This is a genomic window from Serinicoccus marinus DSM 15273 (assembly GCF_008386315.1).
Classification (GTDB): domain Bacteria; phylum Actinomycetota; class Actinomycetes; order Actinomycetales; family Dermatophilaceae; genus Ornithinicoccus; species Ornithinicoccus marinus.
The window spans coordinates 1,319,686-1,341,777 of record NZ_CP043808.1 but is presented as its reverse complement, the minus strand read 5'-3'; the positions used below and the strand labels follow the sequence as shown (position 1 = coordinate 1,341,777).

Annotated in this window: 9 protein-coding genes and 1 pseudogene; all 10 read left to right on the top strand. The window is 69.2% G+C overall.

Translation table 11 applies throughout. From position 1 onward, the window contains the following. Nucleotides 1-39: 39 nt before the first annotated feature. The 10 genes and pseudogenes from FU792_RS06215 to FU792_RS06165 all read left to right on the top strand — a co-directional run bounded on the left by FU792_RS06215 (nt 40) and on the right by FU792_RS06165 (nt 22,046). Nucleotides 40-693: a hypothetical protein gene (locus tag FU792_RS06215; protein ID WP_022924589.1), complete on the top strand. Its 654-nt coding sequence runs from the start codon at nt 40-42 to the stop codon at nt 691-693. A gap of 137 nt (nt 694-830) precedes the next feature. Beyond that, nucleotides 831-1,616: an NERD domain-containing protein gene (locus FU792_RS06210; protein WP_161600209.1), complete on the top strand. Its 786-nt coding sequence runs from the start codon at nt 831-833 to the stop codon at nt 1,614-1,616. 7 nt (nt 1,617-1,623) lie between these two features. Next, nucleotides 1,624-5,085, top strand: a complete 3,462-nt coding sequence (gene pglW / locus FU792_RS06205) for a BREX system serine/threonine kinase PglW (RefSeq protein WP_149814625.1) — start codon at nt 1,624-1,626, stop codon at nt 5,083-5,085. Next, nucleotides 5,072-8,602: a BREX-2 system adenine-specific DNA-methyltransferase PglX gene (pglX, locus tag FU792_RS06200; RefSeq protein ID WP_022924591.1), complete on the top strand. Its 3,531-nt coding sequence runs from the start codon at nt 5,072-5,074 to the stop codon at nt 8,600-8,602. Before pglW ends, pglX begins: the two co-directional genes overlap by 14 nt. Continuing rightward, nucleotides 8,599-10,001, top strand: a pseudogene (locus FU792_RS06195) (DUF262 domain-containing protein). Before pglX ends, FU792_RS06195 begins: the two are co-directional and overlap by 4 nt. After that, a complete protein-coding gene (locus FU792_RS06185; RefSeq protein ID WP_022924593.1) occupies nt 9,998-11,905 on the top strand; it encodes a DUF262 domain-containing protein in 1,908 nt (635 codons plus the stop codon). Before FU792_RS06195 ends, FU792_RS06185 begins: the two are co-directional and overlap by 4 nt. Then, complete coding sequence (locus tag FU792_RS06180) at nt 11,902-15,666, top strand: BREX-2 system ATPase PglY family protein (protein WP_022924594.1); 3,765 nt, start codon at nt 11,902-11,904, stop codon at nt 15,664-15,666. The genes FU792_RS06185 and FU792_RS06180 overlap by 4 nt, the downstream gene beginning before the upstream one ends. Beyond that, complete coding sequence (gene pglZ / locus FU792_RS06175) at nt 15,663-18,548, top strand: BREX-2 system phosphatase PglZ (RefSeq protein WP_022924595.1); 2,886 nt, start codon at nt 15,663-15,665, stop codon at nt 18,546-18,548. Before FU792_RS06180 ends, pglZ begins: the two co-directional genes overlap by 4 nt. 4 nt (nt 18,549-18,552) lie before the next feature. Then, nucleotides 18,553-19,911 carry a BREX system ATP-binding protein BrxD gene (brxD, locus tag FU792_RS06170; RefSeq protein WP_022924596.1) on the top strand — a complete coding sequence of 453 codons (1,359 nt, stop codon included), beginning with the start codon at nt 18,553-18,555 and terminating at the stop codon, nt 19,909-19,911. Beyond that, nucleotides 19,908-22,046, top strand: a complete 2,139-nt coding sequence (locus tag FU792_RS06165) for a DEAD/DEAH box helicase (RefSeq protein ID WP_033418732.1) — start codon at nt 19,908-19,910, stop codon at nt 22,044-22,046. The genes brxD and FU792_RS06165 overlap by 4 nt, the downstream gene beginning before the upstream one ends. Nucleotides 22,047-22,092 lie beyond the last annotated feature (46 nt).

Below are 22,092 nucleotides of genomic sequence, written 5' to 3'. Positions count from 1 at the left end.
TGCCTGACGTGACCGCAGGTTGCGTGCCAGGGTGGAACGATGAGGACTCCTACGATCCGCATCGTCGACTTCTCGGGCGGCACCGACTTCCACCACTCGCTCGAGGCCACCCGCAACCTCATCCTGTCGACAGCGGCGCTGTGGGAGGAGTCCGAGGACGGGATCTACGCGCCTGCCGAACCTCTGGCCCACGTGGAGAAGGTGAGCTCGGCGGATACGGCCGTGCTCACGGCAGCTCTCCACGCCGAGGCGCTCGTCCTGCACCTCGCCAGTCACATGAATGGCAGAGGGAGCGACGCTCCGTCGCTCGTCGGGCGCGACAGCGACGTCGAGGTCAGCACGGTCGCCGGCTGGCTCGAGACCCAAGGCCGGGGCATCTATGCCGCGTGCCTCTACGTGGACGGCTGCAACGGCGGGACTCAGAAGTTCACCATGCGCGACTGTCTCGAGGCTCCAGTCACCTACATCGGGGCGCGCCGCATGGTCACTGAACCGGAGTGCACGCTCTTCGCCGCGAACTTCTACGGCGGGCTTCTGCAACGCAAGGGTAAGGGTCTGGACCCCCTCGAGCGGACACGAGCGGCTGCAGAGAATGCCCGCGATGCCTACGCCGAGATCGCTGGCAAGGAATGCCCGTTCCGAGTGGAGACCGTCGAGCCCAGTCGACGCGCGGCAAGAGCCTTCGCTTCGTAACCCCCAGAGAGCAGGGGAAACGCGCATCCCGGGGGCGCGCAGACGCGAGGGGCTGGTTATGGTGGCCCAGAAGATCTCGAGGCAAAGCAGGACGGGGAAGAGGCAGCGTGGCGCTCTCGGACGAACGATGGGTAGAGGTGACCCCGTCGCAGTTCGACCACGAGGCCGAGGGCCTGCAGATCGTCCGTCAGCTGCTCCCCGATCTCTCTCCCTACCGGGCCTGGTCCAACTTCGAGTTCCGGGACAACCACGGTCGCTGGCACGAGGTCGACCTGCTCGTGCTGGGCCGTGGGCGCCTCCACCTGGTCGAGCTCAAGTACTACTCGGGCATCCTCCGCGGCGACGAGCACCGGTGGCTGCGCGACGGCAAGCGTGCTGAGCCCTCTCCCTTGAAGCTGGCCCGGCGCAAGGCGCAGTACCTCGCCACCCGGTTGACCGACGAGCTGCTCGCCGCCGCCCGCACGACGGGTGAGCCCGTTCCGGACACCCGGGCCATCGTGCCCTTCGTCCAGGAGTCGGTCTTCCTCCACCACCCGCGTCTGCACGTCGACATGCCGGACGTCGCCGCGAAGGGCCTGTTCGGCGTCGACGGTCTCGAGGACACGTCCGGTCTCCCCGGCATCAGCGAACGTCTCCTGGAGCAGCCGCGCGAGGGCCGCGCGATCGGGACGAACCAGGAGCAGATCCTGTGCTCGCTCATGGAGCGGCTCGGCCTCGTCCCCCGTCGCGAGCGCACGGCCGGCTCCTGGGTGATCGAGGAGGCGCTCGTCGCGCAGGGCGACGGGTGGCAGGACTGGCGCGCCTACCACCAGGTCGACCAGACGCAGCACGCCCGCATCCGCTTCCGCATCCCCCCGCCCGGTGCGCCGGAGTCCGCCGCCCGCGAGCTGCGTCGCCTGGCCACCCACAGTTCGCCACGATGAACCGATTGTGCACGACGGGCTCCTGCGGCCGCTCGACATGGTCGAGTCCGAGCTCGGCACCGGTCTGGTCTACCCCCTCGACGACTCGCTGCAGCGGTTGGACCTCTGGCTCGCGGAGCAGCCGCACGGACTGCCGCTGGAGACCCAGCTCGACGTCATCCGCCAGATCGCGGAAGCCGTGCACTACGCCCACGGCAACGCCGTCGCCCACCGCGACCTGAGCCCGGACGCCATCTGGGTGCGCTCCCACGGCGACGGGTCGGTCAAGGTCCTCGTGGGCGACTGGCACGGCGCCGGTGTCGCCGCACCCACGGCCCCGACGGGGCTGCCGCAGGAGGGCGTTACCGCGCTTCACCGCGCCGGGGCACCGGGTGTCGCGACCGACGAGGACGGCCACGTCGTCTACCACGCACCCGAGGGCACCTGGCAGGCCAGCGCCAACGACCGCTTCCGCCTCGACGTCTTCGGCCTCGGCGCCCTGGCCTACTACGTGCTCACCGGCGAGCACCCGGCGCCCGGGGCTGCCGCCCTGCGCGACCGCCTGCGCCAGCAGGGTGGTCTGGACATCAGCCCCGAGCTTCCGGAGGCGTCCGAGGCGCTGCGCCACGTCGTGCTGTCGGCCACGCGCCCCTCGCCCAGCGAGCGGACGCCAGACCTGGCCGTCTTCCTCGAGCAGCTCTCCCAGGCCGAGGCCGGGCTCGAGCAGTCCGGTGCGCCCGACGTCGACCCGCTCGAGGCCCGTCCCGGCGACGTGCTCGCCGGCCGCTACTCCCTCGTGCGTCGGCTGGGCCAGGGCTCGACCGCCGTGGGGCTCCTGGTCAGGGACACCCTGACCGACGGGGAGCCAGAACGGGTGCTGAAGGTCGCCCTCGACGACGACGCGGCACGCCGCCTCCAGGACGAGGCCGAGGTCCTCTCCCGTCTCGACGATCCCCGCCTCGTCCGCCTCGTCGACGGACCAATCGCCATCGGCGGACGTCAGTCGCTCCTGCTGGAGTCCGCCGGCCCGCAGACGCTGGCCGAGGTCATGCGCGAGCGCACCAGGCTCTCCCTGGACCTGCTGCAACGCTACGGCAGCGACCTGCTCGACGCCCTCGCCGCGCTCGACCGGGCCGGCGTGGACCACCGCGACATCAAACCCGCCAACCTCGGGGTCCGCGTGAGCAAGGGTGACCGCACCAAACACCTGGTCCTCTTCGACTTCTCCCTCACCCGCGCTGCCGCCTCCGCCACCGACGCCGGCACCCCGCCATACCTCGACCCCTTCCTCGCCGGGGAGGACCGTCCTCGCTACGACTCCCACGCCGAGCGTTACGCGGCCGCGGTCGTCCTCTTTGAGATGGCCACCGGCTCCACCCCGGCCTACGGCGACGGCACCGCCCACCCGGCCACCGTGCCCGACGAGGCGCGGATCGACTCGTCCGCCTTCGACCCGACGATCGCCGCCGCCATGGTCGACTTCTTCACCATGGCGCTGGCCCGCGACACCGACCGTCGCCACCACACCGTCGCCGACATGCTGCGGGAGTGGGAGGCTGCGTTCTCCCCCTCGGCCACCACGATCCCCGACGACGCCGACGAGCTGGCCGCCGCCGCCACCCTGGACACACCGCTCGCCAAGGCCGGCCTGTCCGCCCGCGCACTGTCCGCGATCGAGCCGCTCGGCGTGGTCACCGTCGGCGACCTGGTCGCGCTGGACGCGGTGCGCCTCAACTTCTCCGGGTCCGCCGAGGCGACCCGGCGTGAGGTCAAGAGCCGCGCCAAGGAGTGGCGCACCCGGTTCGCCGACGCCGTCCGCGGGCTGGCACCCATCACGGGCGCCACGTCCCTGCCCTCGCCCATCGACGCGGCCGAGCTGCTTATGGCGCACACGGGCAAGGGCCGTTCGGCCCCACGGCAGGCCATGGCGCGTCTGCTCCTGGGGGCCGGAAGCGACCTGGACGCGTTCGCCACCCAGGCGCAGCTGGCCGCCCACCTGCCGACCCCGGTCACCCCCGCCCGGGCCACCCAGCTGCTGACCGCCCTGCAGGACGGGTGGGCCGACCACCCGCGCACCCGTGACCTGCTCCAGCGACTGGACCACCTCGTCCGGGAGCGACTGGACGAGCTCGGCGGGGTGGCCACCGTGGACGAGCTCACCCACACCGTGCTCACGACGATGACCCCCAGGGGTATGCCGTACAGCCGCACCGAGGGCGACGAACGTCGCCTCGTCCAGGGCATGCTGCGGGTGGTCGTCGACCGCCAGAGGGCACTCGTGCGCGCCGAGGCCGAGGCCGAGGCCTGGCACACCCGCCGGCGCGACGGGCGCGTGGTCCTCCTGGCCGTGGCGCCAGACCTGCTGGAGCTGGCCGAGGCCCTGGGCCGCGAGGCCGACCGTCTGGTCGACACCGACGGCGGGGCCGACCACGACGGGCTCGTGCCGGCCGACCTGGTGGAGGACCGCCTCAGCCCGCTCGTTGCGACCCGGGAAGACGTGCCGTCCCCGCTGCAGGACCCTGGTCGCCGCGCCCGCCTCGCCGCAGCGGTCTCGACCCGGGCGGCGGCCTCCGGCGCCGGGGAGCTGCACCACCGCGACCTGCCGGCCGGCCACGCACTGGCCCACACGCTTAGGGGCATCCCCGCCCAGCAGCAGCTCAGCCCCCGCTCTGTGCAGGACCGCGTGCGCGCCCGGTTCCCCGCGGTGCCCACTCTGCCCGACCGGCCCGAGCTGGACGCCGTCGTGGCCGCATCGGGCCTGCCCCTGGTCTACGACGCCGGGCTGCGCGCCTACCGCAGTGCGACCGCCTCCTCCGACACGACGGGACTCGACACGCGGCAGCCGACCCGCATCGTCACCGACGTGGCACCGGTGTCTTCCGCTGGGGTCGCCGGTCAGCGCCTGCGCGACAGCCGCTCCCGCCGGTCCTTCCTCGCCCTCGGCGTGCCGGGCCACCGGCTGGATCGGGTGGTTCGGGTGCTCACCCACGAGTTCGGCGCAGTCAAGATCGACCTCACCTCCACCCTGCTCGCCGCCGTTCGCTCTCAGGCGGAGCAGATCGGTATGAAGTGGTCGACCGTCCAGGCCGCCGACGCCGCCGAGCCCGGCACCCGCCCCGCACAGGGCCTAGCAACCCTGGTCGAGCGGGCGCTCCCTGCGGTCACGTCGGCAATCGAGGACGCAATGACCGACGATGGCACCGACCGGCCGGTCCTGCTCACCGAGGCCGCCCCCCTCGCCCGCTACGGCCATCTCCGTGAGCTGACGCAGTGGACCGACCTGACCCGGTCCCGCCGGCAGGCCGTCTGGCTCGTCGTGCCACAACTCCGGCACGTGCACGGACCGGTGCTCGACGGGAAGCCCGTCACCCTGAACTCCCCCGGCCAGTTCCTGGCCCTGGACACCGAGTGGATCGACGCCCGCGACCGGGCGGCGTCCGTCGGCGCTACCCCCACCCCTGACCCAGGAGCTGCAATTGAGCGCGAGTGATGGTCTGACGTCGGATCTGAAGGCCCTGGTGCTGGTGCTGGAGGACGATCTGCGGGAGCGGTTGGCCGCTGATGTGGAGCGTCGGGTGCGGTGGCAGGAGGAGCACCGGGAGGCCTTGGCGGCGGAGCGGACGTCGGCCTCGTGGGTGGCGTTCCGCGACGACCGGGTGACCCAGGCCGCGGTCGCGTGGGTGCTGACGAGCGTGTTCGTCCGGTTCTGCGAGGACAACCGCCTGGTCGCCCCGGTATGGGTCTCCGGTCCCGGGGCTCGCCGGCAGGAGGCGCTGGATGCGCAGCTGGCGTACTTCCGTCAGCACCCCGAGCACACTGACCGCGAGTGGTTCCTGCAGGCCGTGCACCACCTGAAGGACCTGCCCGCCACCGCCGCGCTGGTGGACGACCACTCCCCGCTGTGGCAGGTCTCCCCCTCCGGGCAGGCGGTCACCAAGCTGCTGGACTTCTGGCGGGCCCGGGACGACCACGGCAACCCCGTGCACGACCTGACCGACCAGGACCTGTCGACCCGGTTCCTAGGCGACCTCTACCAAGACCTGTCCGAGCACGCGAAGAAGACCTACGCCCTGCTGCAGACCCCGGTCTTCGTCGAGGAGTTCATCCTCGACCAGACCCTCGAGCCTGCCCTGGCCGAGCGGCCCCTGGAGGGGTTCAAGCTGATCGACCCCACCTGCGGGTCCGGCCACTTCCTCCTCGGCGCGTTCGACCGGCTCGTCACCCGCTGGCAGCAGCACGACCCGTCGCTGTCCGACGACGAGACCGTCACCCGTGCCCTGGACGCCGTGTATGGGGTGGACATCAACCCCTTCGCCGTCGCGATCGCCCGGTTCCGCCTCACCGTCGCCGCCCTGCACCGCACCAGGCGCACCTCCCTGGAGGACGCGCCCTCCTGGCCGGTGCACGTGCACACCGGGGACTCCCTGCTGCACGGACGCACCCAGCAGGAGATCAACCTCGGACCCTTCGACCCCGACGCTCAGGCAGGCGGGTTCACCTACACCGTCGAAGACCTAGAAGCGTTGCGCGAGACGCTCACCCCGGGCCGGTACGACGTGGTCGTGGGCAACCCCCCGTACATCACCGTCAAGGACAAGACCCTCAACCAGCGCTACCGCGACCTGTACGACACCTGCAAGGGCACATATGCACTGAGCGTGCCCTTCATGGAACGGTTCTTCGAGCTCGCCACCCCCGGTTCCGAGGGTCTTCCGGCGGGGTGGACCGGGCAGATCACCTCCAACTCGTTTATGAAACGCGAGTTCGGCTCCAAGCTCATCGAAGACTTTCTGTCCCGCAAGGACCTACGCCTTGTTATCGACTCGGAGGGCGCTTGGATCCCTGGGCATAACAGCGACGGCACCCCCACAGTCATCATCACCGGCCGCCCGGGACCGCCCGAAAATATCGACGTCAGAGCCATTCTAAGCAAGGGGAAACGCGAGTCCCGGCGACACGGCGACCGAGGCAAGGGTCCCTACTGGCGATCCATTGTCGACCATTTGAATGAGACCGGTTTCAAGAATGATTGGATCGAAGTTACAAACTTGTCTCGAGATGCTCTCCGGAAACACCCTTGGAGTCTTGCAGGCGGAGGGGTGTCGGACCTACTAGAGAGGATCGACGGCGCCACTCATCAGAATGTCGCAGACTACGCAGAGCCACCCATCGGCCGGAGCATCCGCGCAGGCAGTGATGACGCATTCGATCCGCCCGGCCCCTTCAATCGTGTCCTTTTGAACCCGTTCGTCCGCCCGTTCGTCGTGGGCGGCGAAATACGAGATTGGACTTGGAACCACTCCGAGAACGTAGTATACCCGTACGCTACAGGAGATCCATCAGACCCCCGATTGGTTCGTGGCCTCTGGCCACTACGGAGTGTGATGTCTGCTCGGTCGACCTTCCAGGGCGACATGGAAGCCGCGGGACGTCACTGGACAGAATACCAGCAACACACCAGCTCGGCCTACGAAACGCCCCTTTCCGTTTTAGTCGCCAACGTCGCCACCCATGTTCATGCGGTACTTCACGAACAACCCGGGGTCTTCAAAGAGACCGTAGTGGCCCTAAAATTGCCCACACCCCAGACCGAAGACGGATACCTGGGCCTGCTTTCTGTTCTGAATTCATCCACAGCTTGCTTTTGGCTGAAGCAGAGATGTAAAGCTAAAGGTGGCGCGGCTGGCATTTCTTGGGCAAGGACTTACCAGTTTAACGGAGCTGGGATCGGCGACCTGCCACTCCCAGAAAGCTTGCCTACACACCGCGCGACTAACTTGCAACGCGCCGCTCGTAAATTGAGTTCGCAACTTCCACGCGCCATCACCCAGGAGGACACACCCACCTTGGCCCGCTTGGAGAACGCAAGATCTGCCACCAAGCACCTTCAGGCCCGCATGATCGCTGAGCAGGAAGAACTCGATTGGGAGGTCTACAAGGCCTATGGGCTCGTCCACCACGACCTGACATATGGCTTGGACCTGCCGCAAGTAGAACTCGGTGAGCGGGCGTTCGAGATCGTGTTGGCTCGCCAAACCGCCACGGGCGCGGTGGATACGGAATGGTTTGCGCGTCACGGGTCAACACCGGTCACCGAGATCCCGGACCGGTGGCCGGCGGCGTACCGCGACCTGGTCCAGCGCCGGATCGACCTGATCGAGTCCGACCGGGCGATCGGCCTGTTGGAAAAGCCGGAGCACAAGCGCCGGTGGGCGTCGGTGCCGTGGGACAGGCAGCAGGAGCACGCCCTGCGAGACTGGCTGCTGGACCGGCTGGAGGACAGGGACTACTGGTTCGACGCCCAGGGTCGCCCGGCACCGCGCAGCCTCGCCCAGCTGGCCGACCTCGTCGCCCGCGACACCGAGATCACCGACGTGATCGCCCTGTGGGAAGGCCGACGTGACGTGCCCCTGACCACCTCCCTGACCCGGCTGCTGGTTGACGAGGCGGTGCCCTACCTGGCCGCCTACCGGCTCAAGGAGACCGGGCTGCGCAAACGGGCCGCGTGGGAGGAGACCTGGGACCTGCAACGGCGCGAGGACGCCGGCGAGGACGTCGGGCCAATCCCGGTCCCGCCGAAGTACACCTCCGCCGACTTCCGCAAGGCCTCGTGGTGGCAGGCCCGCGGCAAGCTCGACGTACCCAAGGAGCGCTTCATCCTCTACCCCGACGCCGGCCGCGCCACCGACCCCACGCCGTTGCTCGGCTGGGCCGGATGGGACCACGCCCAACAATCCCTGGCCCTGGCCATCATCATCGACCAACGCGAGTCCGAAGGCTTCGACGACAACCAGCTCATCCCCCTGGTCGCCGGCCTGGCCGAGCTCCAACCCTGGGTCGACCAATGGCACTCCGACATCGACCCCACCTACGGCATGTCCCTGGCCGAGTTCACCCGCCAACAACTCCACGACCGCAATCTCCAAGTCGGCAAGACAATCGACGAACTACGCGCCTGGCGACCCCAACCCACCCGACGCGGACGACGACCCAGGAGCTACACATGACTATGTCTAGCGTCGAGGACTCAACGCAGGCCCCATTCGTCGCACCTGAGATCGTCACCGTCGGGGAGCTGCTTCGCCGAGACCTGCATATCCCTGACTACCAGCGGCCTTACAAATGGACTGTCCGCAACGTGGCACAGCTGATAGACGACGTCGACACCTTCCGCACCTACGGCCAGTACCGGCTGGGAACGCTCATCCTGCACAGAGACGCCAGAGGAAACCTTAACATCGTCGACGGTCAGCAGCGGTTCACCACCTTCTGCCTGATCGCGCTCTATCTGGCGAAACACACAAGCGCGGACGTGCCCGACACGTCGGCTGCTGCCCTCCCCGACGTGGGTCTGGAGATCAGCAAGGCCAACGTCCAGGACAACTACACCTATGTGTCCGAGTCCTTCGGTTCTCGGCGTGGTGACCTGAGTCACTGGGCGGAGTTCTTCCTCGACAGCTGCGAGGTTGTGGTGCTGACGGTGAACCACATCGACGAGGCGTTCCAGATGTTCGACTCGCAGAACACCCGGGGTCGGGCGCTCTATCCCACCGACCTACTAAAAGCGTTCCACATCCGAGAGATGAGCCTGGAGCACGCGTCCCCGCAGCTGCGACTCGCCATGGTCCGACTATGGGAAGAGATCCCACCGGAGTCGATCCACCAGCTCTTCAGCGACTACCTTTATAAGATCAAGCGCTGGGCCAACGGGCAGGACGTCCCCCAGCAGGGTTTCTCCAGCGAGCATGTCGAACTGTTCAAGGGCATCAAGGAGGCAGACCCCAGCAACGAGAAGAACCGCTGGGCCAGGCCGTTCCTCTACGCCAAGAACTACACAGACGACTACACGCAGGAGAACTCGACTCTCATCAGATACGGCGCTCTCTCCGGCGTGGAATACCCCTTTCAGATCGACCATCCGGTGCTCAACGGCGAGACGTTCTTCTTGATGGTCAGGCACTACTACGACTTGGGGCTTCGATGTGGCCTCTTCCAGGACGACGCCGGGGCAATATTCGACGTGCTGCCAGAGCTCAAGCCGGTTCTTGACCTCCTCGACGCCCACCGACGAATGCCCACGCACCAGCTGGTACGGAACCTCTTCGACTGTCTGGTCTCTACTACGTGGATCGGTTCGGTGAGCAGAGCCTCGACCGGGCGGCGCTCATGATGGCGCGGTACGCGATGGCGCCCCGAGTACAGAGCAAGCAGGTCCGGCGGGCCATGGTCAACAACTACGCCCTGGGTAGAAGCTCCGCGCGACCGCCGTCCACCAACCTCTTCCAGGAACTTCGTCTCGCCACGCGACCACAGGAGATTCTGCGCAGGGTTCTCGCCTCCCCTGAGCTCAACGGATACCCGGAGCTGCACTGCTTGTTCACGACCGAGGAAGGGGCGCGACGATGAGCCGTAGGCAGCCTGAGATCGTCAACATCGCGGGCCTCTTCGGGTCCGACCAGTACGTCATCCCGATCTACCAACGTGCCTATGCCTGGGGATACGACCAAATCGTCACCCTGATGCAGGACGTACGTGACTACCGCCAGCGCGGCGCCGCCAGCTACTACATCGGATCGCTCGTCACGCACGCACGCGCTCATCCTTCTGGCGACGGGGTGCTGTACGAGGTGGTCGACGGCCAGCAGCGGCTCACCACGCTCTACATCATTCTGACCACGCTGACGGACCAAGGCAACGAACTCCGGCGCACGCTGGTGTTTGAGGGACGTGCACGTTCCTCCGCCGATCTCGACCTCCTGGCCCGACGCGGTAGAGACTGCTCGCCGGACGATCTCCAGGAGTTCGGGATCAAGGTTGCTGTCGAGACGGTCCGGTCAGCCCATGAGACTGGAGACTTCGACGAGGACGACCTTTCGTACCTGTTGGAGAGCGTCCGACTCGTACGCACGACCTTGCCTGCGACAACCGACCTCAACCACTACTTCGAGGTCATGAACAGCCGTGGTGAGCAGCTCGAGAAGCATGAGATCGTCAAGGCATCTCTCATGTCGAAGCTGGCAGATGTGGACGACGGTGTCGCCTCCCGGACCCTGGCCCTGATCTGGGACGCCTGCAGTGACATGAGCCGCCACCTGCAGGCAAAGTTCGCGCCCGATGTGCGCGACGAGCTTTTCGGCAAGGGATGGGGCCGGCTCAGGGTATCGTCGTTCGACGACGTCGCAGACGCGCTCAGAGTCACGGCGCCGGACATCGCACAAGATGATCGCACCCTCATCAGTCTGATAGCAGAGGGCAGCGGTGCACGAAACGGGCGAGACGGGTCGAACGACGAAGAACTCGATCGGTACGGGTCCATCATCGATTTCTCGAACTTCCTCCTCCATGTTCTTGCCCTCGCCCAACCGGCCCGCTCGGCCTTCAGCTGGTCTGGCCCTTCCGCCGTCCCGCTGGACGACAAGCAGCTCGTCACACTCTTCGAGCAGACGATCTCGACCGCGGAGCAGGTCAGGGACTTCGCGTACGCGCTGCTGCGCGCGCGTTTTCTCTTCGATCAGTACGTCATCAAGACAGACCGGTCGCGCGAGAGCGAGGACGACTCCAACTGGGTGCTGCTCCGTGCGCGCAGGCTCAACAAGAAGCTGTCGCCGATCTCGACGTTCGGCAGCGACGGTGAGGACGAGTCGGCGACCTCCGAGGAACACGAGCACGTCGTGCTGCTTCAGTCGATGTTCCAGGTGACCGACTCCCGCCGCTCCTACAAGAACTTCCTTTACGCCCTGCTCGAGCACCTGTACGCCAGTGAAGAGACACCGGACGCGGCAAGACTCGTGACTTTCTTGCAGCGGCTGGCCGAGTCGCGGTTCCAGACGGTGGGCCTGCACGACCTGGACCAAGGCACATCGACCAGCCACTTTGCCTTCAACTACCTGGACTACCTGCTGTGGAGAAGGCTAAAAGACGGCACCCTGACAGATGCTCCTCGGACACACGACATCACGTACAAGCAGTACAGGTTTCGCTACCGGTCGTCGGTGGAGCACTTCTATCCGCAGCACCCCGACCCGTCTGGCAACATCACGCGCCTCCCTTCGGACACCGTGGACCGCTTCGGAAACCTGTGCCTCATGTCGCGCTCGGAGAACACGAGGCGGTCGAACCTGGCCCCTGGGGCGAAGATCAACCAATACCGGTCCGAGCAGCAGAGTCTGAAGTTTCAGCTGATGGCTGCCCACACGAAGGCGAGCGGCTGGGATGTGGATGACATCCTGAGCCACGGAGACGACATGAGGACGCTCTTGGCGGCGGGCCTCGGCTGGCAAGACGCATCCCGGGAGAGGTGGACAGTGTGAGCACCTTGCTCAAGGACGTCATCGAGATTCCGACGCGGGCGGGGGAAGAGGACTTTGTCCTCCGCCTCACGGACAGCATCGGGGCAGGGGCGCGTTCGGCGCTGGACCAGTACGTCGTCACGGACGACCTCGCCGACGCCTTCGACCAGGCGCTCGGACTGGTGTCGGAGGCCATTGGCTCGCACGTCAGCCGTGGAGCGTTCCTCACCGGGTCGTTCGGCTCGGGTAAGAGCCACTTCATGGCCGTGCTGCACGCGCTGCTGCGCCAGGACCCGGTGGCGCGCTCGAAGACCGAGCTGCAGGGCGTGGTGGCCCGCTACGACCCCACCCTGCAGGACCGCAAGGTGCTTCCCCTCGCCTTCCACCTGCTGGGCGCAGAGTCTCTCGAGCAGGCGCTCTTCGACGGTTACATCCGCCAGCTGCGCGAGCTGCACCCCGACGCCCCTCTCCCAGCGGTGCACGAGTCGGACGCACTCCTGGCCGACGCCGAGCAGATGCGCGCCCGCCTCGGCGACGACGCCTTCTTCTCTGGCCTCAACGGGGGCGCGGCAGCCGGCGGCACCGGGGACGACGAGTGGGGCGCCGTGCTGGGATCCGGGTCGTGGGACCGTGACTCCTACGACCGGGCGCGCGCCGCGACACCAGACACCAAGGAGCGCCAGCAGCTCGTCACCGCCCTGGTGCAGAACTACTTCCGCTCCTACACCCAGCAGGCGACCTACCTCGACCTGGACACCGGGCTGGCCGCCATCTCCGCCCACGCACAGAGCCTTGGCTACGACGCGGTCGTGCTCTTCCTCGACGAGCTCGTGCTGTGGCTCGCCTTCTCGGTGCAGGACCCGTCCTTCTTCCGCCGGGAGAGCCAGAAGATCACCAAGCTCGTCGAATCCGCCACCGGGCCGCGCGCCATACCCCTGATCTCCTTCATCGCCCGGCAGATGGACCTGCGCAGGTGGTTCGCCGACTCCGGCGCCAGCGGTGCGGAGCAGGAGGCGCTCGACCGGGCCTTCAGGCACCAGGAGGGCCGCTTCGCCACCGTCGTGCTCGGGGACGACAACCTGCCCCACGTCGCGCGCCAGCGCCTGCTGCGCCGGAAGGACGAGCGGGCCGAGCAGGTGATGAACGAGGCGTTCGACCACCTGGAGCGCAGGCCCGAGGTGTGGGACGTGCTCCTGGACGGGGTCAACACCGACGAGGCCCACCGGGGCGCGGACGCCACCGCGTTCCGCCGGACCTACCCCTTCTCCCCCGCCCTCGTCTCGACGCTGCGCAGCCTGGCCAGCGTCATGCAGCGCGAACGGACCGCGCTCAAGGTCATGCAGCAGATGCTCGTGGACGGTCGTGACGACCTCACCGTCGACGACGTCGTGCCTGTCGGGGACGCCTTCAGCTACATCGTCGAGGGCCAGTCGCCGCTGGATCCCACGGCCGCCGCCCTCTTCCGGGCCGCGCGGAGCCTGTATGCCGAGAAGCTGCAACCGCTTCTGCTCTCCAACCACGCCCTGACCCGTGACGACCTCGAGCGGGCCGAGGACGGGAAGGCCACCCTGCCGACCGGATATCTGGCCGACGACCGGCTGGCCAAGACGCTCCTGCTGTCGGCGGTCGCGCCCAAGGTGCCGACGCTCAAGGGTCTGACCCCCTCGCGGCTGGCCTCGCTCAACCACGGGTCCATCGTCTCCCCCCTGCCCGGCAACGAGCGCACCGTGGTGCTGGGCAAGGTGCGCGAATGGTCGCGCAGCATCCCGGAGATCCACGTCGACACCGACCAGCGGGACCCGGTCATCCGGGTGCAGCTCGAGGACGTCGACTACGAGTCCGTCGTCGACCGGGCCAAGGGCGAGGACAACTCCGGCCGACGCCGTGAGCTGGTCAAGCGGCTCGTCGCCGAGATGCTGGGGGTTGAGCTGGGCGACGCCGACATCCTGGGTGCCCACACCGACCGTGTCGTCTGGCGTGGCTCCCGTCGGGACGTCGACCTCGTGTTCGGCAACGTGCGCGACAGCTCGTGGCTGACCGACGACCACTTCGCGAGTCGCCCCGGGACCTGGCGCCTGGTCGTCGACCACCCCTTCGACGACGAGGGCCACAGCAGCGCCGAGGACATCGCACGGCTCGACCGGCTCATCAGCGGTGGACAGCCGCAGCGCACGGTCGTGTGGGTGCCCCGCTTCCTCTCCGGCGACCGGATGCGCGACCTGCGGCGGCTCGTCATCCTCGACTGGCTGCTGGAGGGCACCGGCGAGCGCTGGGCCAGTCACGCCGACCACCTCAGCGAGGTGGACCGGGCCACTGCCAAGGCGATCCTCGAGGCCCAGCACAAGTCGCTGTGGGAAGGCATGCGGCGAGCACTGGAGCAGGCCTACGGCGTCCTTGCGCCCGCTCCGGGGGTGCTGGTCGACGAGGCCAGCCACGAGCGCGTGCTGACCAGCCTGGACCGGTCCTTCGACCCGGGCGACCCGCGCGGGACCAGCTTCGGTGCGGCATACCGGGACCTCGTCGACCGTGCGTTCAGCGCGACGTTCCCGGCCCACCCGGAGTTCGAGCCCGGCGACGTCGAGGTGCGGACCGCCGAGCTGAAGGCCGTGCACGCCCACCTCGTGCGGGCCATGGGAGACCCGCAGAAGCGGGTCGCGCTCCAGGGGGACGCGTCCGCCGTCCGCCGGGTCGCCAACCCGCTGGGCGTGGGTTTTGCCGCCGAGACGCACTTCATCTTCGGCGACGACCGCTTCTCCCCCTGGGGCAGCGAGCTGGCCAAGGCCGCCGGCGCCGCGGGCGTCGGCGACGGTCCGGTGAAGGTGGCGGACCTCCGTCGGTGGATCGACGCCATCACCCCCCCGCGAGGTCTGCGGCCCGAGGTGTCCGACCTGATCATCATCGCCTGGGCTTTGCTGCGGCAGCGCTCCTGGTATCACCACGGCACGCCGGTCGAGGCTCCCCAGCCGGGCAAGCTGCTGCCGGAGATGGAGCTGCGGCTGCAGCCGATGCCCTCGCAGCCCGAGTGGACCGCCGCGGTGCAGGCGGCGGCGGAGCTGTTTGGGCTCACCGCCTCGCCCTACCTGACCCCGCCGGCGGTCGCCTCCCTGACCGAGCAGGCCAGGGAGAGGGCGAAGTCGCTCCACGGCCCGGCGCAGAAGCTCGTTGGCGAGCTCGAGCGGGCCTACGGCAGGCTCGGACTCTCTCCGGACGCGACCGGACGTGCGAGCGACCGCCTCGCGACGGCACGTGCGGCAGCCACCCTCGCGTCGTCGCTGCAGCACCTCGACGGGGTGGAGATGGTGCGCCGGCTCGGTGCGTCCGTCGAGGGTCAGCGCGGGACAGCTCTGGGCACCAGCCTGGCCCGGGCCGACGAGGTGTCCACTGCGCTGTCGCGATTCCAGTGGAGCCGGTTGGAGCCGCTACGCAGCAGCGAAGATGCACAAGCGAAGAAGATCATCAGCCGCCTACAGGACGGGCTGAGCTCCGACGAAATCGTCACCCGTGCGACGGACTCGATGCGCGTGGCCGAGGAGGAGATCTTTGAGTGGGCCCTCCGCATGCGTCCAGTTCCGGACCCGAAGCCCAAGCCCGATCCCGAGCCGGTCGTCGATCCCGACGACGTGCCGATCGAGGTTGCCACGAGGGTGGATCCGCAACTGGGCACGATCCACTCGGTCAGGCGCCCAGGCAGAGATGCTGCTGGCGTCGCGCGGAGGCTCCAGCAGTTCATGACACAGCATGCCGACGAGCAGGTTGAGGTCACCTGGCGGGTGGTCGAGTGACGGCGACGCACCGCGAGACTCGGCAGCACGCCGGGTCGGTCTCGCTCGCCGTCGTGCGGGCGATGCTCGACGACGCTGCGCGGCACGACTACGGGCCAGGGCACCGGGACGCACCCACCGTCCTTGGCATCTATGGCGATCCGGCCAGCACCGAACAGTTCCGATTCGAGCAGGGTGGCGTGCCGGTGCAGGTCGAACCGTGCATCTCGGCCCTCGCCGTCCGCGAGGCCTTGCTGGAGCACTCGCCAGATGGGTGGCTCGTCGTCGTCACCGACCGCCCCGAGGAGGATCTCGGGGTGGGCATCCTGGCCCACCTGGCCGGACACAAGCTGCGCACACCGGACCCGTGGGAGTCGGTCCGGCAGCAGTTCGCCGCCACCGGACTGGAGGCCGCGCTCTACGCCGACCCCTCCAGCAGGTCGCTTGCCCACGGGCTGCTGCTGGCCCGCCCGGACGACGGGTGGCCGCCGGCCCCGGCCGGGGCCCTGACGAGGGACCACGCGCTGGGCTCGGTCGCCCGCGCCTGGCTCGACGTGCCCCGCCGCAGCCTGGACTCCCTGGGGGTGCTCCGCTGGACGGCCCGACCGGGACTGACCTCTCTCGTGGCCGACCTCCGGGCCCGCGTCGGCAGCGAGCTCACTGACACCACGCTGGCGTGGATCTGCACTGCTGCCGGCACCGCCGGCGAGCCGTTGCAGCACCTGCTGCGTCGCGGCGAGATCCGCGACGCGCTCCCCCTGGGCCTTGTACTCGCCCTGCTCGTGCCCTCCCACGAGGGGTCCACCGACTTCACGGACGGAGACATGGTGGCGACGCGGAATACCCGTGAGCTCGGGCTGGCCCGGCTGGCCCACCGGTGGCACGGGTCCGCGCCCTCGAGGGAGTCGTTGCGCGCCCTCGGCAGCGCCGCGTCCCAGGTCGCCGGGGACCTGCTGCGCGACCGCGCGACCAGGGACGAGGCCCGTGAGCTGTTGGTCCGGGCCGACGCGCTCCTCACGGAGGTGGGCACTCCGGAGCTGGCCGCGGCCTCCGACGTCCTGCCCAGCGGTCTCACCGCACGCCTGCACACCGTCGCGGAGCACCTGCGCACGGCGACGACCGGCACCGAGCTGCTGGACGGGGCCGCCGCGATCGCCGACCGGGTGTCTGGGGCGACCAATGACATGGAAGCCGCGTGGGCCGCGGTCGGTCGGCACGTGCTCGGCGACAACGATGGTCTCGGATCCACGGACCCGCGGCTCGGGCCGGTGCTGGGCGCGGTCCGCCTGACCCGGTGGCTCGCGCTCGATCCTGAGCCGGGGGCCGAGGGGCTCGCGGCCCTGGCTCTGCGCCAGGGCACCACCGACAGCTGGGTGGACGCGGCGGTCAACGATACCTACGAGGGCGTGGCCGACCCCGCGCTGGCCGAGGCCCTCACCGCCGTGCTGTCCACCGTCGAGACGGTGCGTGACGAGCACGACGAGCAGTTCGCCCGTGCACTTGCGACCGCGACCGAGCACGACACGGGCAGCAGGGATGGCTACCTCACCCCACCTGGAGGCACTGACCGGGTCTGGCTCCTGGAGCACCTGGTCAAGGGCACCGTGGTGCCGATCGCCCGGCAGACGCCGACCCTGCTGCTCGTGCTCGACGGGATGAGCACGGGTGTGGCCACCGAGGTCGTCGCCGACGTGCTGGGCCGCCGCGAGGGGTGGGAGGAGGCCCTGCTGCCCCAGGCTCACGTGCGCGGCACCGGCCTGGCGGTGCTCCCCTCGCTGACCGAGGTCAGCCGGGCGTCGCTGCTGTCCGGGAGCCTGACGACCGGGCAGCAGGGGCAGGAGCAGACCAGGTATGCCGCGCTCGTGTCGGCCTTCGGTCTGCGCAGCCCGCAGGTGTTCCACAAGAAGCCGTTGGACACCTCGAGGCCAGGCTTCGCAGTGGCCGACGACGTCGCGCTGGCGATCGCCGACACCTCCCAGGATCTCGTCACGTGCGTCCTGAACACGATCGACGACGCGCTCGACCGCAGCGACCCGGCGGGGACCGCCTGGACCGCCGACGCGGTCAAGCACCTGCGCCCGCTGCTGGACCGGGCGCTGGCAGCCGGCCGGAGGGTCGTGGTGACGGCTGACCACGGACACGTCGTGGAACGGAGGCGGGGTCGGCAGAAGTCCGCGCAGGACGCCTCCAGCGGCCGGTCCCGGAGCGATGCGACTCCCCCGGGCGAGGGTGAGGTGCTGGTGCGTGGTCCACGAGTGCTCAAGCACGGTGGTGCGGCGGTGCTGCCGTTCGACGAGCGGCTGCGGTACGGCCCGCTCAAGGCGGGCTACCACGGCGGCGCCTCACCGGCCGAGGTCGTCGTGCCGGTCGTCATCCTGGTTCCGGGCCAGGACGTGCCCGAGGGCACCGACCTACGACTGGCGCCTCCGCAGACCCCCCGCTGGTGGGACATCGCCCTTGGTGAGGCCGCCACCGTCCAGGTCGAGGTGCGTTCACGTCGCACGAACCGGCCCAGCAAGCCCCAGCCGCAGCCGGACGCGCTCTTCGATCCGGGTGTGGTGGAAGAGCCAGCGGCGCCACGGCCGACACACGAGGTCCGGCTCGGGGACGCCATCGTGCGCTCCGACGTGTGGACGCAGCAGCGCGCGGTCGCAGGCCGGGTCGCGCTGGAGGACGACCAGGTCGTCGCCGCTGTCGAGGCCCTGGCCGCGGCGCCATCGACCCGCCTGCCGCTGGCGACGTTGGCCTCGGTGATGTCTCTGCCGACGACCCGGGCCCAGGGCGCGGTGGCCCAGCTGCAGCGGTTGCTGAACGTGGAGGGCTACGCGGTCGTCCGTACGGACGGCCCGTTGGTCGTGCTCGACCTGCCGCTGCTGCAGGAGCAGTTCGGGATCGGAGGATGATCCGGTGAACGACTCCGTCAGCCCCCGCCGCCGGTCAGAGGTGGTCGACGCCCTGCGCCGCGGCACGGTCCCGTCGCAAGGGCTCGACCTGCTCGCCGTCGGACTGGACCGCTTCAGCGATGCCCTGGACAAGGAACTGGCCACCGTCGCCGGAGGTGGTTCGGTCTTCAAGGCGGTCCGGGGCGAGTACGGTACCGGCAAGACGTTCTTCACGCGGCACCTGGCGGAGCGAGCGCTGAAGCGAGGGTTGGCCACGGCCGAGGTGCAGATCTCCGAGACGGAGACACCCCTGCACCGGCTGGAGACCGTCTACCGCCGCGTGACCGAGTCGCTCCGCACGGCCTCCACCCCGCCGAGCGCGTTCCGCTCGGTGCTGGACTCGTGGCTGTTCACCCTGGAGGGCGACGTCCTGGACGCCGACCCGGCGCTCGGCGACGCTCCCCCCAGCCGGGTGGCGGAGGCGGTCGACGCCCTGCTGGACCAGCGGCTCGCTGCGGTCTCGGCGCGGACACCCACCTTCGCGATGGCCCTGCGTGCCTACCGCCAGGCAGTCAGCGACAGCGACGCAGCGACGGCTGATGCTCTGGCCGCCTGGCTCGGCGGCCAGCCGCATGTTGCTGCGGCGGCCAAGCGTGCCGCAGGAGTCCGCGGTGACCTGGACCACTTCGGCGCGATGGCCTTCCTTCAAGGACTGCTGCTTGTCCTCCGCGACGCCGGCCACCCGGGCCTCCTCGTGGTGCTCGACGAGGTCGAGACCCTGCAGCGGATGCGCAGCGACGTGCGCGACAAGGCGCTCAACGCCATACGCCAGCTCGTCGACGAGATCGACTCCGGCCGCTTCCCCGGCCTCTACCTCGTGATCACCGGCACGCCCGCGTTCTTCGAGGGTCCCTCAGGGGTTCCCCGGCTTCCCCCGCTCGCCCAACGGTTGACGACCGACTTCGCCACCGACGCCCGCTTCGACAACCCGCGGGCCGTCCAGGTGCGCCTCGGCGGCTTCGACGAGCACTCTCTCGTCGAGGTCGGGTCGAAGGTGCGAGACCTCTACGCCGGAGGGACCGAGCAGTCCGACCGCATCCTGCGCGAGGTGGACGACGCCTACGTCGCCGAGCTCTCCCGCGCGGTCACCGGCAACCTCGGCGGCAAGGTGGGCATCGCACCACGGGTCTTCCTCAAGAAGCTCGTCGGCGAGGTCCTCGACCGGGTGGACCAGTTCCCCGACTTCGACCCGCGGCAGGACTACGCCCTCACACTGCGGCAGGAAGAGCTCAGCGACGTCGAACGGCAGGCAGCCTCAGGGGGCTCCGGTCCCCGACGGGCGGCTCCCGCCTCATCGGCGGACGAGGTCGAGCTGGATCTGTGAGCACACCAACGCAGGACGGTTTCGGACAGCTGGACCCCGTGGTCCAGCACCACGTGGTCAACACGCTGGGGTGGTCCTCCCTGCGACCGCTGCAGGAGCAGGCGGTCTCCCCCGTCCTCGCCGGTGACGACGCCCTGCTGCTGGCGCCCACCGCCGGCGGCAAGACCGAGGCCGCTCTCTTCCCGGTGCTCAGCCGCATGCGGGCCGAGCAGTGGCAGGGGCTGTCCGTCCTCTACGTCTGCCCCCTCAAGGCGCTGCTGAACAACCTGGAGCCGCGGGTCTCGAGTTATGCCGGGTGGCTGGGCAGGCACGCCCAGGTACGGCACGGTGACACTCCGCAGTCGGTGCGAAAGCGTCAGGTGCGCGAGCGACCGGACATCCTCCTGACCACCCCCGAGTCGCTGGAGTCGATGCTCGTCTCGCGGCTCGTGGACCCCAGGCAGGTCTTCGCCGACGTCCGGACGGTGGTGATCGACGAGGTCCACGCCTTCGCAGGCGACGACCGGGGCTGGCACCTGCTGGCGGTGCTGGAGCGGCTCACCGCGCTGACGGGGCGACCGCTGCAGCGGATCGGGTTGTCCGCCACCGTCGGCAACGCCGGGCAGTTGCTGTCCTGGCTGCAGGGCAGCAGCCGGGCGGTCGAGGTCCCCGCCACCGTCGTGGCACCGGACGCAGGCGCGGGTGTCACGCCGGAGATCCAGCTGGACTACGTCGGCACGCTCGACAACGCCGCCACCGTGATCGACGCCCTGCACCACGGCGAGAAACGGCTGGTCTTCGCCGACTCGCGACGCACGGTGGAGACGCTCGCGGAGGGGCTGCGCGAACGGCATACCGAGACCTTCGTCTCCCACTCGTCGCTGTCGGTGGACGAGCGACGGCGCGCGGAGCAGGCCTTCGCCGAAGCCCGGGACTGCGTCATCGTCTCCACCTCGACGCTCGAGCTCGGCATCGACGTCGGCGACCTCGACCGCGTGCTGCAGGTCGGAGCACCGATGACCGTGGCGTCGCTGCTGCAGAGGCTGGGGCGGACCGGACGTCGCTCCGGGACGTCACGCAACATGCTCTTCCTCGAGGCCGACGACAGCGACCTGCTCCGGGCAGCGGGTCTGCTCCTGCTCTGGTCGGAGGGGTATGTCGAACCCGTCACCGCTCCCCCAGCGCCCCGGCACATCCTGGCCCAGCAACTGCTCGGGATCACGCTGCAGCACCGACAGGTCGGCTCCGGCACCTGGGCGAGTGAACTGGGCGGGCTCGGCCTGGGCTCCCCAGAGGACGCGGAGGCCATCGAGGCTTGGCTGCTGGAGAGCGGCCATCTCGATCGTGACGGCGACATGCTCTTCGTGGGGCCGGAGGCGGAGCGGCGGTACGGGGTGGTGCACTACCGGGACCTCATGGCCGTCTTCACTGCCGACCCCGAGGTGCAGGTCTTCCAGGGACGTGAGCAGGTGGGTTCGGTGGACCCGATGCTTCTGCTGCGCAAAGTGACCGGACCGCGGCTGCTGACCCTGGCCGGCCGGCCGTGGGAGGTCACCTACATCGACTGGAAGCGTCGCAAGGCGTACGTGGAGCCGACGAAGAAGGGTGAGGCGCCCCGGTGGTTCAGCATGCCGCAGGCACAGTCATGGGCCCTGGCCGACGCGATCCGGCGGGTGCTGCTCGGTGCCGACCCCGCCGGGGTCCGTCTAACCCGACGCGCCGACGACCGGATCGCCCAGCTGCGAGACGAGATGGCTGACCTCGTCTGGGCCGACGGCACCGTGCTGACCGAGGACGGGGCCCGGATGCGGTGGTGGACCTGGGCGGGCGCCCGGGCCAACGCCGTGCTCGTGGGCGCGCTCGACCGGGTCGCCCCGGACATCCTGGGCGACTCGATCATCTACGACAACTGGCAGATCGGGTTGCGGAACGATGCCAGCGTCGAGTGGCTGCGCACGGCGCTGGAGGTCGCTCGGACTGAGCTCGGCCCGGACCTTGTGGGCGCGCTGCCGCTGGTTGACGAGCGGGCCATCAAGCAGCTGAAGTTCTCCGAGATGCTGCCTCCGGAGATGGCCGTCGCGACGTTGGCGGAGCGGGCGGCCGATCATGAGCACGCGAAGTCCACGGGTCAGGGACGGCTCCGTCAGATTAACTAGGTGGCCCATCCCAGAGCCCGTCTGTGTCCGGGCTCTCGTCGCCGTG